The organism is Raineyella fluvialis (assembly GCF_009646095.1).
Classification (GTDB): Bacteria; Actinomycetota; Actinomycetes; order Propionibacteriales; family Propionibacteriaceae; genus Raineyella; species Raineyella fluvialis.
Genome location: NZ_CP045725.1, coordinates 2201158 through 2218507, shown reverse-complemented (window position 1 = coordinate 2218507; position 17350 = coordinate 2201158). Strand labels below are relative to the sequence as shown.

The following is a 17350-nucleotide window of genomic DNA, read 5'->3' as shown; positions in this document are numbered from 1 at the left end:
GTGGGCGGGCAAGCCCCAGCGTACGTTCCCGCCGCCGCGACCACGAACCCTGCCGCAGGGTGGGCTCAGTGTCCGGCACGCTCCCAGCGGGCGAAGTCGCGGGCCCAGTAGCTGAGGATGGTGTCGGCGCCGGCGCGGCGGATCGAGGTGAGGATCTCCCGGACGGTCCGCTCGCGATCGATCCAGCCCTTCTCTGCGGCGGCCTCGACCATCGCGTACTCGCCGGACACGTTGTAGGCCGCGACCGGGACGTTCACGGCGTCACGGACCTGGCGGAGGATGTCGAGGTACGGCAGTGCAGGCTTCACCATGACGATGTCGGCACCCTCGGCGAGGTCGAGCTCCACCTCGACCATGGCCTCGCGGGCGTTCGCCGGGTCCTGCTGGTACGTCTTACGGTCGCCCTTGAGCGACGACCCCACGGCCTCGCGGAACGGGCCGAAGAACGCCGAGGCGTACTTCGCCGAGTAGGCCATGATCGCGACGTCCTGGTGGCCGGCGTCGTCGAGCGCGGCGCGGATCGCCCCGACCTGGCCGTCCATCATCCCCGAGGGGGCGACGACATGGGCCCCGCGGTCGGCGTGCATCACGGCCATCCGCGCGTAGATCTCGACGGTGGGGTCGTTGTCGACCGAGCCGTCCGCGGCCAGCACGCCGCAGTGCCCGTGGTCGGTGAACTCGTCCAGGCAGACGTCGGTCATCACCAGCAGATCGTCACCGACGGCGTCCTTGACCGCCGCGGTGGCCTGGTTGAGGATGCCGTCCTCGGCGAGTGCCCCCGAGCCGGTCGCATCCTTCGCCAGCGGCACGCCGAAGAGCATGATCCCGGCCAGACCCAACTCGGCGCACTCCTCCGCGTCGCGGCGAATGCCGTCCAGGGTCTGCTGGGACTGGCCGGGCAGCGAGGAGATGGGCCTCGGCTCGGTCAGCCCCTCGGCGACGAACGCCGGGTGGATCAGGCGACGGGGCTCGACGGAGGTCTCCGCGACCATCGCCCGCATGACGGGGGTGGTGCGGAGGCGACGCGGGCGGTACGGAACGGCCATGCTGGTGCCTCCAGGCAGGGAAGGGGTGTGCGACGCTCAGGACGTGCGCTTGCGGGCGCGTGCCCCGCGGCGGGTCTCCGACGGCTTCGGCACCGCCTGGCCCTTCGCGAGGTACGTGTCGCGGCGGTCCGCGGCGAAACCGGCGAGGGCGTCGGCGAGGCCGACGGCCGACGGGGTCGGCGCGATCACGTCGACCCGCAGTCCGTGCTCCTCGCACGTCTTGGCGGTCTGTGGGCCGATCGCGGCGATCACCGTGCAGGAGTGCGGTTTGCCGGCGATGCCGACGAGGTTGCGGACCGTGGAGGACGAGGTGAAGACGACGGCGTCGAACTGGCCGGTCTTGATCGCCTCGCGCACCGGGGCTGGCGGCGGCGCGGCGCGGACGGTCCGGTAGGCGGTGACGTCCTCCACCTCCCAGCCGAGGGCGGTGAGGCCGGCCTTGAGGGTCTCGGTGGCGATGTCGGCCCGCGGCAGGAAGACCCGGTTGATCGGGTCCAGGGCCGGGTCGTACGGCGGGAATTCCGCCGCCAGCCCACGGGCCGACTGCTCCCCGACCGGGACGACCTCGGGCTCGATGCCCCAGGCGCGCAGGGCGTTCGCGGTCGTCGCCCCCACCGCGGCCACCTTGAGCCCGGAGAAGGCGCGGGCATCCAGCCCGTACTGCTCGAACCGTTCCCGCACCGCCTTGAGCGCGTTCACCGAAGTGAAGCAGACCCACTCGAAACGGCCCTCGACGAGGCCCCTTATGGCCTTGTCCATCTGCTGGGGGCTGCGCGGCGCCTCGACTGAGATGGTCGGGACCTCCTCGCACATCGCACCGTACGTACGCAGCCGGGTGGTCAGCGGTCCGGCCTGGTCCTTCGTCCGGGGCACCAGGACCCGCCAGCCGAAGAGGGGCTTGGACTCGTACCAGGTGAGGTCGTCACGCTGCTCGACCGCGGGGCCGATCATCACGTGCACCAGCGTGCTGTCCGGCAGGCCGGCGGCGTGCACCGACTCGGCCAGTTGCACGAGCGTGGTGAGCACGGTCGTCTGGGCCGTCGAGCCGCCGCCCAGGACCGCCAGCGCCGCTTCGGACGAGGGCCGCCCGGAGGACATGGCCGCCTCGGCGATGTCGGCGACGACGTCGACCCGGGCGTTCACCACCAGGGTGCCGGTCGGCGCCCACTGGGCGGACTGGGCCTTGGTGAAGGTGCCGTCGGTGGCGGACACGAAGTGGATGCCGTCGGTCTTGTTGAGCGCGATGCCGACGTACTCCGGCACGGCGGTCAGCGAGGACACCCCGGGGACGATCTCGAAGTCGATACCGCCCTTCACGCAGACCGCGGCCTCGTCGGCCACGTTCGCGTCCATGAACGGGTCACCCTTGACGAGCCGTACGACGCGCTGGCCGCGGTTCGCGAGCCGCAGCACCTCCTTGGCCCGGTTGGACGGGGTGAGGGGGCGTCCGTCGTCGTGACAGGCGAGGCATTCCGGCTGCACGCCGGCCTTCAGCCGGACCGCCGGGTGGTCCAGGATGGCGAGCAGGTCGGCGCTGTCCATGATCACCGCGTCGGCGTCGGACAGGGTCTGCACCGCCATCAGGGTCAGCAGGTCGGGGTCACCCGGCCCGGTCCCCACGAAGATGACCCGGCCGCGGCCGGCGGGGCCCTCGCCGGGCAGCGCCCGCACCTCGTCGGCGGACATGGCGGGGGCGGGGGCGGGATCCGACGCAGCCGGGGCGCTGTCGGCGCCGGGCTTGTCGTCCTGCTGGTTCGAAGCCGGAATCGTCGTCACTGCGTTCTCTCGTTCAATGGCCTGCGAGCGGCGGCCGGCGGCCGGGCCGCCCAGCGATGGGACCGGGGCATCAAGCGGTCTCGGCCGGATGCCGCAGCACCATCGTGCGGGCGAGGCGGTCACCGAGGTCCGCGGCGCGGCCCACGGCGTCCGCCGGGGACTCGCCGTCGGGTGCCGGCGCGTCGCCCTCCACGAGTGTCAGCGGGGTGCCCGCGTCGCTCGAGGAAGTACTACGTATCATTTGCCCAGCAACGGCCCGCAGAGTCAAGTCGAGCCCCTCCCCGACGGTGGCGTGGGCGCCGACCGGCGCCAGGCAACCGGCCTCCATGGTGCCCAGGAAGCGCCTCTCAGCCGTCACGGCGAGCCGGGTCGGGAGGTCGTCGAGCGCCGCCATCAGGGCCATCAGCTCCGGGTCCGCGGTCTGGGCCACCTCACAGGCCAGCGCCGCCTGGCCCGCGGCTGGCAGCACGTCCCGGACCGGGATCGACTCGGCCGCCAGTCCGGCGAGGATGGTCCGGTCCTCGTGCCCGGTGAGGATGCCGAGCCGGCGTAGCCCCGCGGAGGCGAGCACGACCGCGTCGACCTCGCCACGTCGGGCCAGATCGATCCGGGTGCCGACGTTGCCCCGGATCGGGACGATCTCGATCTCCAGGCCCCGCTCGGCGAGCAGGTGGGCCAGCTGGACCACCCGCCGCGGCGACCCGGTGCCGATGCGCATCCCCGATCGCAGCTCGTCGAGGTGGCGGCCCACCAGGACGTCGCGCGGGTCCTCCCGTGCCGGGATCGCCGCGACGACCAGACCCGGCGCCGGATCCACCGGCAGGTCCTTGAGGGAATGGACGGCCACGTCGATCGTGCCCTCGAGCAGTTCGCTGCGCACCGCGGTGGCGAAGATCCCCGTCCCGCCGATCTCGGTGAGGTGACGTCGATCGGTGTCACCGGTGGTCACCACGCCGACGAACTCGGTCGTGGCGCCCAACTCCTCGAGCCGGGCGGCGATCCACTCGGCCTGGGTCCGGGCGAGGTCGGACTTACGGGCCCCGACCCGGACGTGGGGCCGGGTCATGCTCGCACGCCGTTCGTGCCGGAGGCGACGGACCCGGCCGCCGCGATCACGCCGGCGGTCGCGGCCACCGCGGCACCTCGCGGGGGCGTCCCGTCCGGCGAGGGCGACAGCACGGCCCGCATGTGCTCGGGGTCGAGGGCGAAGAGGTCGCGCAGCGCGGCGGCGTAGTCGACCTCCTGCTCGCTGCGGGCGTACTCCTGCACCCGTACGGTCGGCTGGTGCAGCAGCTTGTCGACGACCCGGCGGACGGCCTTCTCCACCTCGGCCCGCTCGGTGTCGCTGAGATCGGGGGTCAGTCCGCTGAGACGCTCGAGCTCGCTGTCGACGACGTCGCGAGCCATCGCCCGCAGGGCGACGACGGTCGGCTTCACCTGGGCCGCGCGCCGCTGGGCCAGGAAGTCGCGGGTCTCCTCGCCGACCAGCTGCTGGGCGTCGCGCAGCTGCGAGGCGGTGGCGTGGTCCGTGTCGCGCTCCATCAGCAGCGCGAGGTTGATCAGCGGCGCGTACTTGGCGGCGTCGCGCTCCACGTCGGCCGGCAGCGCCAGGTCGATCACGGCCGACAGTGCGGCGTCGCGGACCTGGTCGGCGGTGATCACGGTGCCGCGCGCCCCGGTGCAGGTGACGAGGATGTCGGCTTCCTCGAGGACGGCGTCCAGCTCGGACATCGGCCGGGCCGTCCCCCCCACCGCGCGGGCGAGGTGCGCGGCCTTCTCGAAGGTCCGGTTGACCAGGATGAGGTCGACACCCTCGCCGGCCAACGTGTGCGCCGACAGGGCGGCCATCGAGCCCGCACCCACGATCACCACCCGCTGACCGACCAGTCGGATCCCCTGCTGGTAGAGCTCGTCGAGGGCGGCGGTCATCAGCGACTGCCCGGCGGCACCGACCTCGGTGTCCGACTGGACGCGCTTGCCGACCCGCAGGCCCTGCTGGAAGAGGTTGTTGAGCTGGGGCCCGACGGTGCCGGAGTCCTGGGCGCGGGTGAGGGCGGTCTTCACCTGGCCGAGGATCTGGTTCTCCCCCACGACCATGGAATCCAGCCCGGACGTCACGTTGAACAGGTGGCTGATCGCCGCTTCGTCGTAGAAGACCGCGCAATGCTGCTGCAGGGTCCCCGCCGCCAGCCCGGTCGCCTCCGCGATCCGGCTCGTGATGTCCTCCAGGCTGAGGTGGAACCGCGACACGTTGGCGTACACCTCGGTGCGGTTGCAGGTGGACAGCACCACGGCCTCGTCGATGTGCTCGCTCTCGGCGAGCCCGCTCTCCAGCTTCGCCGCGGTGACCGCGTCCATCGAAGCTCGGCTGAGGAGATCGACTGGTGCTGTCTTGTGGGAGACGCTGAGGACGAGGATGCTCACACCGATACCTTCTTCTGGGTCGACGTCCCCTGGGCATCCGTGGGGTCCCCCTGGGGGGCGGCGGTGTCAGGGTGCTGCTGGTAGTACGCCAGGATCTGGAGCTCGCGGGCGAGGTCGACGTCGCGCAGGCGTACGCCCTCGGGAGCGTGGACTCCCTCACTGACGAAGTTGAGGATGCTCGTGACCCCGGCGGTGGCGAGCCGCTCGACGGTCTCCTGCGCCGCACGCGGGGGCACGCACAGCAGCGCCAGGCTGGCACCGGTCTCGGCGACGATCGCGGGGAGGTCGTCGAGGTGTCGTACGGCCAGGCTGGTGGGACCGATCGTCGTGGCCACGCGCAGCTTGGTGCCCACCAGTGCCGGTGCGACATCGACCAGCGCGGCCAGTCGGAAGCCGCGTTCGGGATAGCCGGTGAAACCCGCCATCGCGGTGCCGAGCTTGCCCATCCCGACGATCATGAACGGCCGGGTGCCCGGGCCGACGAGATGGTCGGAGATCAACGCGATCAGCCGCCCGACGTCGTAGCCGACACCCCGGGTGCCCACGGACCCGAAGTACGACAGGTCCTTGCGCAACTGGGCGGGGTTGACTCCCACTGCCTCCGCGAGCTGCTGGGAGGAGATGGTCACCTGGCCCCGGACGTCACGCAGCACCTGGAGATACCGGGGAAGCCGCGCGATCGTCGCGTCGGGAATACCGCCGGAGGCCGGCGGAGCAGCGCCCTCGGACACGGCCCTCCTGCCATCGTGCGATTTCACCTGCGAGCCCACTGTAGAAGCTCCGACAGGCCTTTCCAACCCGCCGGACCGCGCTGCGGCAGCGTCCGGGCCGGGAGTCACCGGACACCCTGCCGAGGCTGCGACAGAGCGGCATCCAATGCCGCAGCGTCGACCCGCCAGGTCGCGAACTGCGCGCCGTCCACGAAGACGACCGGGACGAGGTCGCCGTAGCGGGCCCTCAGCGCCGGGTCGTCGTCGACGTCGGTCACGTCGTAGGCCTCCTGGCGACGCCGGCAGACCTCGTCGACCACGACGAGCAGGTCATCACACAGATGGCAGCCGACGCGACTCAGGACGCGCACGCGGGCACCGGTAGGAGTGCCCCCGGCGTGTTCCTCGGACCCGGCCGACGGCGCGTCGCCACGCCCCCAGCGAGGGATCCACCGAGGTGTCATCGGAACGTGATCACGTCATCGGACCCGGCTGGGCCCGAGCGTCACTTGCCGGCGCGACGACGCTGGATACGCGTCTTCTTGAGCAGCTTGCGGTGCTTCTTCTTCGCCATGCGCTTGCGACGCTTCTTGATGACAGAACCCACGGATGGACCTCTCGATCGCCGAGCCTGGGGCCCGGACAGGACGGATGTTCGACGCCGACGCGGCGACGACTCGCGACCACGCCGGTCGCAACTTCCACATCCTATCCCGACGCCCGCCCCGACGCGAAAACGCGGACGCGCGGGTCAGGCCCCCAGCGCGGCGTTGCGGGCGTACGTGGCGCGGACGGCGGCCGCGATGCCCGCCCGCACCCCGTGCTCCTCCAGGGCGGCCAGACCGGCGGCGGTCGTGCCACCGGGGGAGGTCACCGCCTCACGCAGCAGCGTGGGGTGCGACCCCGGCTCCAGGGCGAGCCCCGCGGTGCCACGGAAGGTCTGCACCGCGAGGTCGCGGGCGACGGCACGGGTCAGTCCGAGCTCGACACCGGCGTCGATCATCGCCTCCATGGCCAGCAGGACGAACGCCGGGCCCGATCCGGAGACTCCGGTGACGGCACCCATCTTGTCCTCGGTCACCGCGACGACGACACCGGAGCGACCCAGCAGTCGGACGACCAGGTCGAGATCAGCCGGGTCGGCGGCGGATCCGGCGCACACGGCGGTCGCCCCCTCACCGATCCGGGCGGGAGTGTTCGGCATCCCCCGGACGACGCGTACGCCCTCGGGACCCAGCCCTCAAGGGTGGCGGTCGACAGGCCGGCGCAGATCGACAGCAGCAGGGTACGGGGACCCAACTCCCCGGCGATCGACGCCAGCGTCGCACGGGCATCCTGCGGCTTGACCGCCAGCACGACCACATCCGCGCCGCGGGCCGCCTCGAGGGCGTCCTCGGTCGCGCGGACGTCCCGGCCGGCGACCAGCCCGGCGACGTCCTCCAGCAGGTCCGCCCGGCGCCCGGCATGGGTCTCGGCGACCACGGCACCGGCGACCCCCGGATCGTCGACGGCCAGGATGGCCCGGAACAGGGTGCCGCCCATCACGCCGCCGCCGATCACGGCGACGGTCAGCGCGGAAAGGTCGGCGGGTGCGTGGTCCATGTGTCCTCCGGACGGCTGAGCAGAGTGGGCGGGTGCCCAGAGGACAACGTACGCCGATGCCCTGCCCGGGTGGGCGGGGCATCGGCGTACGGGACGTGACGGGTCAGACGCGGGCGGCGAGCAACTCCGCGATCTGGACCGCGTTGAGGGCCGCGCCCTTGCGCAGGTTGTCGTTGGAGATGAAGAAGGTCAGCCCCTTGCCCTCGGGCGCGGACTGGTCGCGGCGGATCCGGCCGACGTACGAGGGGTCCTTGCCGGCCGCGTCGAGCGGGGTGGGGACGTCCATCAGCTCGACGCCGGGGGCGTCACGCAGTGCCTCGACGGCCTCCTGCGGAGTGATGTCACGCTCGAACTCGGCGTTGATCGCGAGCGAGTGTCCGCTGAAGACCGGCACCCGCACGCACGTGCCGGAGACCAGCAGGTCCGGGATGTGCAGGATCTTGCGGGACTCGTTGCGCAGCTTCTGCTCCTCGTCGGTCTCCCCGGTGCCGTCGTCGACGAGGTTGCCGGCGAAGGGGAGGGCGTTGAAGGCGATCGGCTTGACGTACGGCCCGTACATGTCGGTGGGGATGCCGGCCGCGGAACCGTCCAGGGCGAGCCGGCGGGGGTCCGCGACCGCGGCGGTCTGCTCGGCCAGGGCCGCGACCCCGGCGACGCCGGAGCCGGAGGTGGCCTGGTAGGTCGCGACGATCAGCCGGCGCAGACCGGCGAGGTCGTGCAGCGGCTTCATGATCGGCATCGCGGCCATGGTGGTGCAGTTCGGGTTGGCGATGATGCCCTTCGGCGGATTGATCGCGTCACCCGGGTTGACCTCGGAGACGACGAGCGGCACGTCCGGGTCCATCCGCCAGGCGGAGGAGTTGTCGATCACGACAGCTCCCGCGGCGGCCACCTTCGGCGCAACCGCCAGCGAGGTCTTCTTGCCCGCGGAGAAGATCGCGATATCAAGGCCGGAGAAATCGGCAGTGGCGGTGTCCTCCACCGTCACCTGGCCGTCGCCCCAGGGCAGCTTCGTGCCGGCCGACCGGGCCGACGCGAAGAAACGGACGTCGTCGAGGGGGAACCCACGCTCGGCCAGCAACGTGCGCATCACGCCGCCGACCTGACCGGTCGCCCCGAATACTCCAACTCGCATGGATCCCAGCCTACGGCACACGCCAGCGCCGGCCGGCGGGCTTGTCCACACCTCGATCCCGCCCGCCGCCAGGGGGGTACCAGGGTGCCTGGGTCGCAGCTAGGCAATTGTCTGGCGCCATGCCAACGTGAGCTTTGCCACAGTGACTCCATCGTCCCGCCGCGGGACGGGTGCCGACGAAGTCACCTGGAGGAAACATGGCACATCCCAGCATCGATGCCCTCACCATCGATCTCGACTCCCTGATGGTCGAGAACCCCGCCGAGGGCAAGTGGCAGCTCGACCGTTCGGTCTTCACCGACGAACAGCTCTTCGAGCTCGAGATGAAGTACATCTTCGAGGGCAACTGGGTCTACCTGGCCCACGAGTCGCAGGTCCCGAACGTCGGTGACTACTTCACCACCTACATCGGACGCCAGCCCGTGGTCATCACCCGGAGCAAGGACGGCGAGCTCCACTGCATGATCAACGCGTGTGCGCACCGCGGTGCCATGCTGTGTCGCCGCAAGACCGACAACCGCACCACGCTGACCTGCCCGTTCCACGGCTGGACGTTCCGCAACGACGGCAAGCTGCTGAAGGTGAAGGACCCCGAGGACGCCGGCTACCCGGAGCAGTTCAACACGCATGGGTCGCACGACCTGACCCACATCGCGAGGTTCGCCTCCTACCGCGGTTTCCTCTTCGGCTCGCTGAACGCCGATGTGGCCGAGCTCGAGGACTACCTCGGCGACGCGACCAAGGTCCTCGACTGCCTGGTCGACCAGTCCCCGAGGGGCTGGAGGTGCTGCGCGGCGCGTCCACCTACACCTATGACGGCAACTGGAAGGTCCAGGCGGAGAACGGGGCCGACGGATATCACGTCACCGCCACCCACTGGAACTACGCAGCCACCACCGGCCGTCGTGCCACCGGCGAATCCAAGAACACCACCCAGACGGTCGACGCCGGCAAGTGGGGCAAGCAGGGCGGCGGCTACTGGTCCTTCGACAACGGCCACCTGTGCCTGTGGACCACGGCCGCCAATTACGAGTCCCGCCCGCTCTTCCCCAAGCTCGAGGAGCTGAAGGAGAAGTTCGGCGAGGCCAAGGGCAACTTCATGGTCAAGGGCTCGCGCAACCTGCTGCTCTACCCGAACGTGTTCGTGATGGACCAGTTCTCCACCCAGATCCGCCACTTCCGTCCGGTCAGCGTGGACCAGACCGAGGTCACCATCTACTGCATCGCCCCCAAGGGTGAGTCGGCGGAGTCCCGCGCCCAGCGCATCCGTCAGTACGAGGACTTCTTCAACGCCTCCGGCATGGCCACCCCGGACGACCTGGAGGAGTTCCGCTCCTGCCAGAAGACCTTCCTCGGCACCGCCGCACGGTGGAACGACATGTCGCGCGGCCAGGGCCACCAGATCGCCGGTCCGAACGACGTCGCGAAGGGCCTGGGCATGACCAAGGTGCTCTCCTCCGGTGTCAAGAACGAGGACGAGGGTCTCTACCCGGTACACCACGAGTACTGGCTGTCCGTGATGAAGAAGGCCCAGGCCGCCGAGAAGGCAGCCGAGGCCGCAGCGCTGACCGAGCTGGCGTGAGAGGAAGTACCAGGACCATGACGACGCAGACCGCGACCCCCACGACCATGACCATGACCATGACCACCGTCCCGAACGCCCCCGCCGCCGACGTTTACGTCGACCAGCAGGCTGTCGAGCAGTTCCTCTACCGCGAGGCCCGCCACCTGGACGACCGCGACTTCACCCGCTGGCTCGAGTGCTACGCGGACGACGTCGAGTTCTGGATGCCCTCCTGGGCCGACGACGGCGAACTCAGCCGCGACCCGCAGACCGAGATCTCGCTGATGTACTACCCCAACAAGGGTGGGCTCGAGGACCGCATCTTCCGGATCCGCACCGAGCGCTCGTCGGCGACCTCGCTGCCGGAGCCCCGTACGTCCCACAACATCACCAACGTCGAGATCATCGACCGGCGCGGTGCCTTGGTGGACGTCCGCTTCAACTGGCACACCATGTACTTCCGCTACCAGACGGTGGACCCGTACTACGGGACCTCGTTCTACACCATCGACTTCTCCGGCCCCTCCCCCGTGATCCGCCGCAAGGTCGTCGTCCTGAAGAACGACTACATCCACCACGTGGTCGACATCTACCACGTCTGAGAGGCTGACATGACGCATCAGGTCGCACTGACCTTCGAGGACGGCGTCACCCGTTTCATCACGGCCCAGGATGACCAGACGGTCGCCGAGGCGTCCTACCGAGCGAGGATCAACATCCCGGTGGACTGCCTCGACGGCGCCTGCGGCACCTGCAAGGCCTTCTGTGAATCGGGTGACTACGATCCGGGTTCCTACATCGAGGACGCCCTCAGCGAGAGCGAGGCCGCCGAGGGCTTCTGCCTGCCCTGCCAGATGAAGCCGCGCTCCGACCTCGTGCTGCGGATCGCGTCGACGTCGGAGGTGGCGAAGACGGTGGCCGGCAGCTTCCAGGCGATCGTCGTCGACATCCACCGCTACAGCGACAACGTCATCGGCTTCAGCATCGAGGTCGAGGATCGCGAGTCGCTGTCCTACCTGCCGGGGCAGTACGTCAACATCGAGGTGCCCGGCACCGAGGAGCGCCGCTCGTACTCCTTCAGTACCTCCCCCGACGAGCGCCGGCTGAGCTTCCTGGTGAAGATCACCCCCGGAGGGGCGATGTCCACCTGGCTCTCGGAGCGCGCCGGGGTCGGCGACCGGCTGACCCTGCACGGGCCCAACGGGTCGTTCTTCCTGCGCGAGGGCACCACCCCGCTGCTGCTCCTCGCGGGCGGCACCGGCCTGGCCCCCATCCTCGCCATGCTGCGCACCTCGGCCAAGGCCGGCAGCACCCGCCCGATGCACCTCATCTACGGCGTGAACACCGACACCGAGGCGGTGGAGCTGGACACGCTGGCGCAGTTGCAGGAGCAGCTGCCCAACTTCACCTGGGACTACTGCGTCGCCGACCCGGCGGCCACCGCCCGGAAGAAGGGGTACGTCACCGCGCACATGGACCCGAAGAACCTCTACGACGGCAACGTCTCGGTCTACCTGTGCGGCCCGCCGCCGATGGTGGAGGCAGTCCGCAAGCACTTCCAGGCGACCGGACTGGAGCCCGAGGGCTTCTTCTACGAGAAGTTCTCCCTGGCCAGCAGCTCGGCCTCCCGCGACCACGGCGTCGAGGCGCTGGAGGCCGCGGCCGCCAACGAGCAGGCGTCGGAGGAGAACGTCGGCGAGGCCGTCGCCGAGGAGGCCACCGGCACCGTGCTGCTCGAGGAGTCGCCCGAGGCCACGCTCCCCGCATCGGCGCCCGTGGCGGTTCCCGCCGGGGCCGTCGGTGTGGTCAGGGCGGTCCCCGCAGGAGCCGACGCGTACGATCTGTTGCCCGCCCACCGGGCCACCGAGATGGCGCCGCTGGGGACCGGTCCGGCCGTCCCCGCCGATGACCGGACTGCGTTCGGGATCGGTGGACTCGTCCTGTCCGGTGCTCGCGACGCCGCCGCCGAGGCGGCCGCTCCGAACCCGGCGGCGCTGGGCCTCGGCCCGGGCGACGCGTACGGGATCGGCGGCACCTCGCAGCGGCCACGGCAGGCGTACGCCCCGCTGCACGACCCGGTCCTCGCCGTCGTCGAGGCACCGGCGCCGGCGGCCGACAACGTGACCGCGGACGGTTACGTGATCGGCGAGGAACACCCGTCGATCCTGAAGTCCGACTCCCTCTTCGACGCCCGGACGGCGCTGGAGCTGGGGGTGATGGAGCTGACGATCGGCCGGCTGAACAGCGGGCAGATCACCGGCTTCCGGATGCTCGCCGACGCCTGTCGGCCGTTCGTCCAGGGCGACCGGTTCGTCGACGCGGACCAGTTCACCGACGCGAACTCGGCCTTCCACGAGTACCTGTTCACCTTCACCGGCAACGAACACCTGCTCGAGGCCTACCGCCGTCTCGGGGTCGCCGGGCACATGCACGAGATGCTGCCGCACGGCCAGTGGTGCCACCCGGACGTCATCGGCGACCACGACCGGATCATCGAGGCCTTCGAACAGGGGGACCGCGACCTGACCCGCCGGCTCATCATCGAGCACGCCGAGCACGGCAAGGAGACCACTCGTCGGGCGATGATCCTCGGCGGTCTGCTCGACGAGCCGGGCTTCGTCAGCCCGGGACGGTTCACCGGCAAGGTGGTCCTGGTGACCGGAGCCGCACAGGGCATCGGTGAACGGGTGGCCCGACGGATCGCCGCCGAGGGCGGGCAGCTGGTGCTGGCCGACCGCTCCGACATCCTCGACGAGGTGGCCGCCACGATCACCCGCAAGGGTGGCACGGTCGCCACGGTGCGCGCCGACCTCGAGACGTACGCGGGGGCCCAGGCCGTCGTCGCCAAGGCGCTCACCGAGCACGGCCGGGTCGATGTGGCCATCCATGTGGTGGGCGGCACCATCTGGCGCAAGCCGTTCGAGGAGTACCAGGAGGAGGAGATCGAGGCGGAGATCCGCCGCTCGCTCTTTCCCACGCTCTGGGCCTGCCGGGCGGTCCTGCCGCAGCTGTACGCCCAGGGTCACGGGACCATCGTCAACGTCTCCTCGACGGCGACGATGGGACTCAACCGGCTCCCGTACGCCGCGGCGAAGGGCGGCGTGAACACGCTGACCAAGTCGCTGGCGTTCGAGGCCGCACCACACGGCGTCCGCGTCGTCGCCACCGCCCCCGGTGGCACCGAGGCACCGCCGCGCCGCATCCCGCGGGGTGGGGAGCCGTCGACTCCCGAGGAACAGGCGTGGCACCAGGTCACCGTCGACCAGACGGTGGAATCGTCGCTGATGCATCGCTACGGGACACTGGAGGAACAGGCGGCGGCCATCTGCTTCCTGGCCTCCGACGAGGCCTCGTACATCACCGGCTCCATCCTGCCGGTGGCGGGAGGCGACTTCGGCGGCTGAGCCGCCGGTCGATGGCCGGCCGGTGCGGGAGGTGACTCCAGGCACGCGTACCGGACCGGCCGGTCATCCGGCCCGGGTGGGGACCGACCCGTCCCCACCCGGGCCTCGTCGCGTCCCCACGAAAGGAGTACCGGACCAGGTGAGGCAGACCTATGATGCTGCAATGGATCCGGCGGAGTCGCCCCTGATCGGCCGCGAGCGGGAGCTCCGCACGCTGTCCGATCTGTGCGAGAAGGCCCTCGCCGGGCAGCCGGCCCTCCTCGTGGTGGCCGGGGCGGCCCACGTCGGCAGCACCGCCCTGGTCAGGGAGGCCGTCAACCGCGTCCTTCGGGCGACGCCGGGCGCACGGCTCGCCCGGGTCTCCGGCCTCGCCTGGGAGCGCCGCTTCCCCGGTGAACTCGCCCAGCGCCTCTGTTCCTCCCCGAGCCTGCGCAGCTCCGCCCCCATCCTCACCGGTGACGCCGACCCGGCCGGGACCACCCAGCGTGTCCTCGGCCGGCTGCGGGACGGCGCCGAGGGAGGTCTCGTCGTGGTCATCGAGGACGCCCAGCACGCGGACCCGATGTCACTGCGGGCGATCTCCTCGGCGGTCCAGCGGCTGGGCGACGAGCCGATCGTGGTGATCCTCGAGATCACCGACGTCGAGGCATCCGACCCGCAACTCGCCGAGGTCCTGCGGGCCCACCGGGCGAGCACTGTCGTCGTCGGGGGGCTCGGGGCCGACGCGGTCCGCGACCTCGCCCGCGCGCACGGGGTACTGATCAGCACCGACGCCGCCCGTCGACTCGCCGCTTTCACCGGCGGCCTGCCCGGGCTGGTGGTGCAGTTGCTGGAGGAGTTCCCCGGGATGGACTGGGAGACCTCGTACGATTCGCTGCCTGCGCCCCGGGCCGTACGCCAGGAGCTCGAGACCGTGCTCGGTGCCGCCGGCCCGGGCGTCCGGGAACTGGTGACGGCCCTCGCGGTGACCGGACAGGGCACCACGGCCGGGGAGGTGGCCGCGCTCGCCGGGCTCGACGACATGCTGCCGGCGATCGACGAGGCCCGGGCCCGGGGGCTCCTGCTGGTGCACAGTCACCAGGGCCGGCTCGCCCTCGCCTTCACCAACCCGATGCTCGCCGCGGCCGCGTACGACGCGGTCGACCTGGTCACCCGCCGGCGGCTGCACCTCGCCGCGGCCCAGCGGGCCACCGACGATTTCGACCGCATCCAGCACCTCGCCGCGGCGACCCAGGAACCTGACGCCGCCCTCGCGGAGGAGATCGCCACCCTGGCCGAGGCGTACGCCGCCGACGGGCGGTGGCGCCGGGCCGCCGACAGTTGGGTGCTGGCCTCCCGCGGCCACCCCGACCGGGCCGTCAGCCAGCGCTGTCTGGTGGCGGCCCTCGATGCGATGACCGGCGCGGGAGACCTGCACGCCGCCGAGTCGCTGGCCCATGAGGTCGAGGCCTTCCCCGGCAACGCGCGCCGCGACATCGCGCTGGGCTACCTCGCGATCCTCAAGGCCCGCCGCGGGGAGGCCGAGCAGCAGCTGCACCGGGCCCTGGCGGCGGCCGGGGAGGACGCGGAGGCCGAGGCAGCGGCCACCCAACGACTCTCCCTTCACGCCCTCAGCGACGTCGACGCCGCAGCGCTGCTCAGCTGGGGCGAGCGCTGCCTCGCCATCGCGGACCGGCTGGGCCGGCCCGACCTACCCGCTGCCGTCGAGGTGCACACCCTGCTCGGACTCGGCCTGGGCATGGCGGGGCGGGTGCCCGAGGCGGAGGCCGCCTACCATCGCACGCTGGAGATCCTCCACACCGGCGCCCAGCGCCAGCGCGCGCTGATGGGCCATGGCTGGCTGGAGCTCGCCTGGGACCGCCCGCACCAGGCGATCCAGGACTTCCAGGCGGCCATCCCGCAGGCGTTCTGGCACGGCTCCTCACGGGTGGCGCTGTGGGCGTCCGGCTGGCTGGCCCGCGCCTATCTGGAGGTCGGTGACTGGGACGCCGCCTCCGCGGTGGTCAACCGCGGCTGCGAGTTGCTCGACCGCACGGGGATGGACCTGATCGCGCCGCTCATCCACTGGACCGGCGCGGAGATCAGTGCGCTGCGGGGTGAGGCGGCCCAGGCCGACTGGCATGTGGCCCAAGCCCTGGCGGTGAGCTCCGAGTACATGGTCACCCGGCTCCCCACGGCGATGGCCCGCGGCCGGGTGGCCCAGGCCCGCTCGGACGCCGACGCGAGTCTGCACGCGATGGAGCCGATCGCCACCGCCCAGCGCCCGGACAGCGTCGACGAGCCCGGGTTCTGGCCATGGCACGACATGTGGGCGAGCGCGCTGTCCCTCACCGGGCGCCTCGACGAGGCCGACGCCTTCCTGCGCCCGCACGAGGAGCGGGCCCAGGACGCCGGGCGGCACAGCGCGGCGTCCCGGCTGGCGATGGCCCGCGGCCGGCTCACCTCGTTGCGCGGCGACATCGACGGGGCCCGGGGTTCCTTCGAGACGGCCCTCGAGTTGGTGGAGGGTCTGCCCTACAGCTACCTGCGGACCCGGATCAACTTTCTCTACGGGCAGGCGCTGCGGCGCGCCGGCAAGCGTCGCGATGCCGGGGTGGTGCTGCGTCGCGCCCTGGACGGCTTCTCGGCCCTCGGCGCGTCGGTGTACGTGGAACGCTGCCGGCGGGAACTGCAGGCGGGCGGAGCGGCCGGGACGCGCCCGGCGGGGTTCGACCTCGAGGCGCTGACCGCCCAGGAGCAGGCCGTCGCCCGGCTGGTGGCGCAGGGCCTGAGCAACGCCGATGTGGCACGGGAGCTGTTCATCTCGGTGAAGACGGTGCAGTTCCACCTGACCCGGGTCTACAGCAAGCTGGGCCTGCGTTCACGCACCGAGCTGGCCGCCCATCGCGGCGAGCTGACCGAGGTGACCGGCTAGAGCCAACCGACCCGTGGGGCCAGCAGCGCGTAGCCGAGGAAGGCGACCACGTCGATGGCGGTGTGGGCCACGACCAACGGGGCCACGCGCCGGGTCCGCCGGTAGACCAGACCGAACACCAACCCCATCACGATGTTGCCGGCGAAGCCGCCCCACCCCTGGTAGAGGTGGTAGGTGCCCCGGAGCAGCGCCGACCCCACCAGCACCGCCCAGGGCGGCCAGCCGAGCCGGGGCAGCCGGTCGAACAGGTACCCGACGACGATGACCTCCTCGAGCAGCCCGTTCATCAGGGCGCGGGCCAGCAGGACGACGAGCGCCCAGACGCTGGTCCCCAGGCCCGCTGCCTGGACGTCCGTCGCGAGGCCCGCGGCCCGCGCGAGCAGGTAGAGGCCCAGGCCGGGGACGCCGATCGCGGCGGCCAGCGCGAGTCCGGTGCCGAGGTCGCGGGCCCAGCGCCGCCGGCCACCCCGCAGATCCATCCCGATCGCCGCCCACGGATCCCGGTGGCTGCGGCCCAGCAGGTGGACCGCCAGCAGGGCCGGCACCAACGGCAGCAGGGTCTGGGCGATCTGGTACAGGGCATCGAGCCACGGCCGGTCGGGCACCACGGTCGGGTTGAGCTGGCTGGTCTGGGCGGCCACGCCGCCCGGCCGGGTGGACAGATCGAGGATCGCCAGCACCGAGTAGACCGCGGACCGGCCCAGCGAGACGAAGAGGAGCAGCAGCACCTCGACGCCGTACGACGCCCGTGCCCTCGCCTCGGTCCTGGTCACCG

15 protein-coding genes and 1 pseudogene are annotated in these 17350 nt (G+C 71.5%); 5 read left to right on the top strand and 11 right to left on the bottom strand.

Going from position 1 to position 17350, the window contains the following annotated elements:
* Positions 1 to 65: 65 nt before the first annotated feature.
* The 10 genes from hemB to Rai3103_RS09970 form a co-directional block, all read right to left on the bottom strand.
* Positions 66 to 1046, bottom strand: a complete 981-nt coding sequence (gene hemB / locus Rai3103_RS10015; RefSeq protein WP_153572485.1) for a porphobilinogen synthase — start codon at positions 1044 to 1046, stop codon at positions 66 to 68.
* 36 nt (positions 1047 to 1082) lie between these two features.
* Positions 1083 to 2732 (bottom strand): bifunctional uroporphyrinogen-III C-methyltransferase/uroporphyrinogen-III synthase, encoded by a 1650-nt coding sequence (locus tag Rai3103_RS10010; protein ID WP_153573699.1) that lies wholly within the window; start codon positions 2730 to 2732, stop codon positions 1083 to 1085.
* Positions 2733 to 2892: 160 nt separating this feature from the next.
* Positions 2893 to 3888 (bottom strand): hydroxymethylbilane synthase, encoded by a 996-nt coding sequence (gene hemC, locus Rai3103_RS10005; protein ID WP_153572484.1) that lies wholly within the window; start codon positions 3886 to 3888, stop codon positions 2893 to 2895.
* Complete coding sequence (locus Rai3103_RS10000) at positions 3885 to 5246, bottom strand: glutamyl-tRNA reductase (RefSeq protein ID WP_194793086.1); 1362 nt, start codon at positions 5244 to 5246, stop codon at positions 3885 to 3887. The genes hemC and Rai3103_RS10000 overlap by 4 nt, the downstream gene beginning before the upstream one ends.
* Positions 5243 to 5977 (bottom strand): redox-sensing transcriptional repressor Rex, encoded by a 735-nt coding sequence (locus Rai3103_RS09995; RefSeq protein ID WP_194793085.1) that lies wholly within the window; start codon positions 5975 to 5977, stop codon positions 5243 to 5245. Before Rai3103_RS09995 ends, Rai3103_RS10000 begins: the two co-directional genes overlap by 4 nt.
* 104 nt (positions 5978 to 6081) lie before the next feature.
* Complete coding sequence (locus Rai3103_RS09990) at positions 6082 to 6327, bottom strand: glutaredoxin family protein (protein WP_228488835.1); 246 nt, start codon at positions 6325 to 6327, stop codon at positions 6082 to 6084.
* Between the two features lie 134 nt (positions 6328 to 6461).
* Positions 6462 to 6563 (bottom strand): 30S ribosomal protein bS22, encoded by a 102-nt coding sequence (locus tag Rai3103_RS09985; protein ID WP_002550589.1) that lies wholly within the window; start codon positions 6561 to 6563, stop codon positions 6462 to 6464.
* 144 nt (positions 6564 to 6707) lie between these two features.
* A complete protein-coding gene (locus Rai3103_RS09980) occupies positions 6708 to 7037 on the bottom strand; it encodes a pyrroline-5-carboxylate reductase family protein (protein WP_153572480.1) in 330 nt (109 codons plus the stop codon).
* Positions 7034 to 7558: a pyrroline-5-carboxylate reductase family protein gene (locus Rai3103_RS09975; protein WP_153572479.1), complete on the bottom strand. Its 525-nt coding sequence runs from the start codon at positions 7556 to 7558 to the stop codon at positions 7034 to 7036. Before Rai3103_RS09975 ends, Rai3103_RS09980 begins: the two co-directional genes overlap by 4 nt.
* 103 nt (positions 7559 to 7661) lie before the next feature.
* Entirely contained in the window at positions 7662 to 8702 is a 1041-nt protein-coding gene (locus Rai3103_RS09970) for an aspartate-semialdehyde dehydrogenase (RefSeq protein WP_153573698.1), read from the bottom strand.
* Positions 8703 to 8890: 188 nt separating this feature from the next.
* Between Rai3103_RS09970 and Rai3103_RS18745 the strand changes: the two are divergent.
* The 5 genes and pseudogenes from Rai3103_RS18745 to Rai3103_RS09950 form a co-directional block, all read left to right on the top strand.
* Positions 8891 to 9223 (top strand): annotated as a pseudogene (locus tag Rai3103_RS18745) (Rieske 2Fe-2S domain-containing protein); the annotation flags it as partial.
* A gap of 254 nt (positions 9224 to 9477) precedes the next feature.
* Positions 9478 to 10275 (top strand): SRPBCC family protein, encoded by a 798-nt coding sequence (locus Rai3103_RS18525; RefSeq protein WP_277872964.1) that lies wholly within the window; start codon positions 9478 to 9480, stop codon positions 10273 to 10275.
* Between the two features lie 17 nt (positions 10276 to 10292).
* On the top strand, positions 10293 to 10859 hold the full coding sequence (gene benB, locus Rai3103_RS09960) for a benzoate 1,2-dioxygenase small subunit (RefSeq protein ID WP_277872963.1): 567 nt from the start codon (positions 10293 to 10295) through the stop codon (positions 10857 to 10859).
* A 9-nt stretch (positions 10860 to 10868) separates the two neighbouring features.
* The gene (gene benC / locus Rai3103_RS09955) at positions 10869 to 13661 is read left to right on the top strand and encodes a benzoate 1,2-dioxygenase electron transfer component BenC (protein ID WP_153572478.1); all 2793 of its coding nucleotides are present in this window, start codon (positions 10869 to 10871) and stop codon (positions 13659 to 13661) included.
* A 163-nt stretch (positions 13662 to 13824) separates the two neighbouring features.
* Complete coding sequence (locus Rai3103_RS09950) at positions 13825 to 16575, top strand: helix-turn-helix transcriptional regulator (protein ID WP_153572477.1); 2751 nt, start codon at positions 13825 to 13827, stop codon at positions 16573 to 16575.
* On the opposite strand, the gene Rai3103_RS09945 is transcribed toward Rai3103_RS09950, so the two are convergent.
* On the bottom strand, positions 16572 to 17348 hold the full coding sequence (locus tag Rai3103_RS09945; protein ID WP_194793084.1) for a CPBP family intramembrane glutamic endopeptidase: 777 nt from the start codon (positions 17346 to 17348) through the stop codon (positions 16572 to 16574). The two genes, Rai3103_RS09950 and Rai3103_RS09945, sit on opposite strands and share 4 nt — an antisense overlap.
* Positions 17349 to 17350 lie beyond the last annotated feature (2 nt).

Coding starts and splice junctions, on each gene's coding strand:
- Rai3103_RS10010 (WP_153573699.1), bottom strand. CDS start 2,732: ATGTCCGCCGACGAGGTGCGGGCGCTGCCCGGCGAGGGCCCCGCCGGC.
- Rai3103_RS09975 (WP_153572479.1), bottom strand. CDS start 7,558: ATGGACCACGCACCCGCCGACCTTTCCGCGCTGACCGTCGCCGTGATC.
- benB (WP_277872963.1), top strand. CDS start 10,293: ATGACGACGCAGACCGCGACCCCCACGACCATGACCATGACCATGACC.
- benC (WP_153572478.1), top strand. CDS start 10,869: ATGACGCATCAGGTCGCACTGACCTTCGAGGACGGCGTCACCCGTTTC.
- Rai3103_RS09950 (WP_153572477.1), top strand. CDS start 13,825: ATGGATCCGGCGGAGTCGCCCCTGATCGGCCGCGAGCGGGAGCTCCGC.
- hemC (WP_153572484.1), bottom strand. CDS start 3,888: ATGACCCGGCCCCACGTCCGGGTCGGGGCCCGTAAGTCCGACCTCGCC.
- hemB (WP_153572485.1), bottom strand. CDS start 1,046: ATGGCCGTTCCGTACCGCCCGCGTCGCCTCCGCACCACCCCCGTCATG.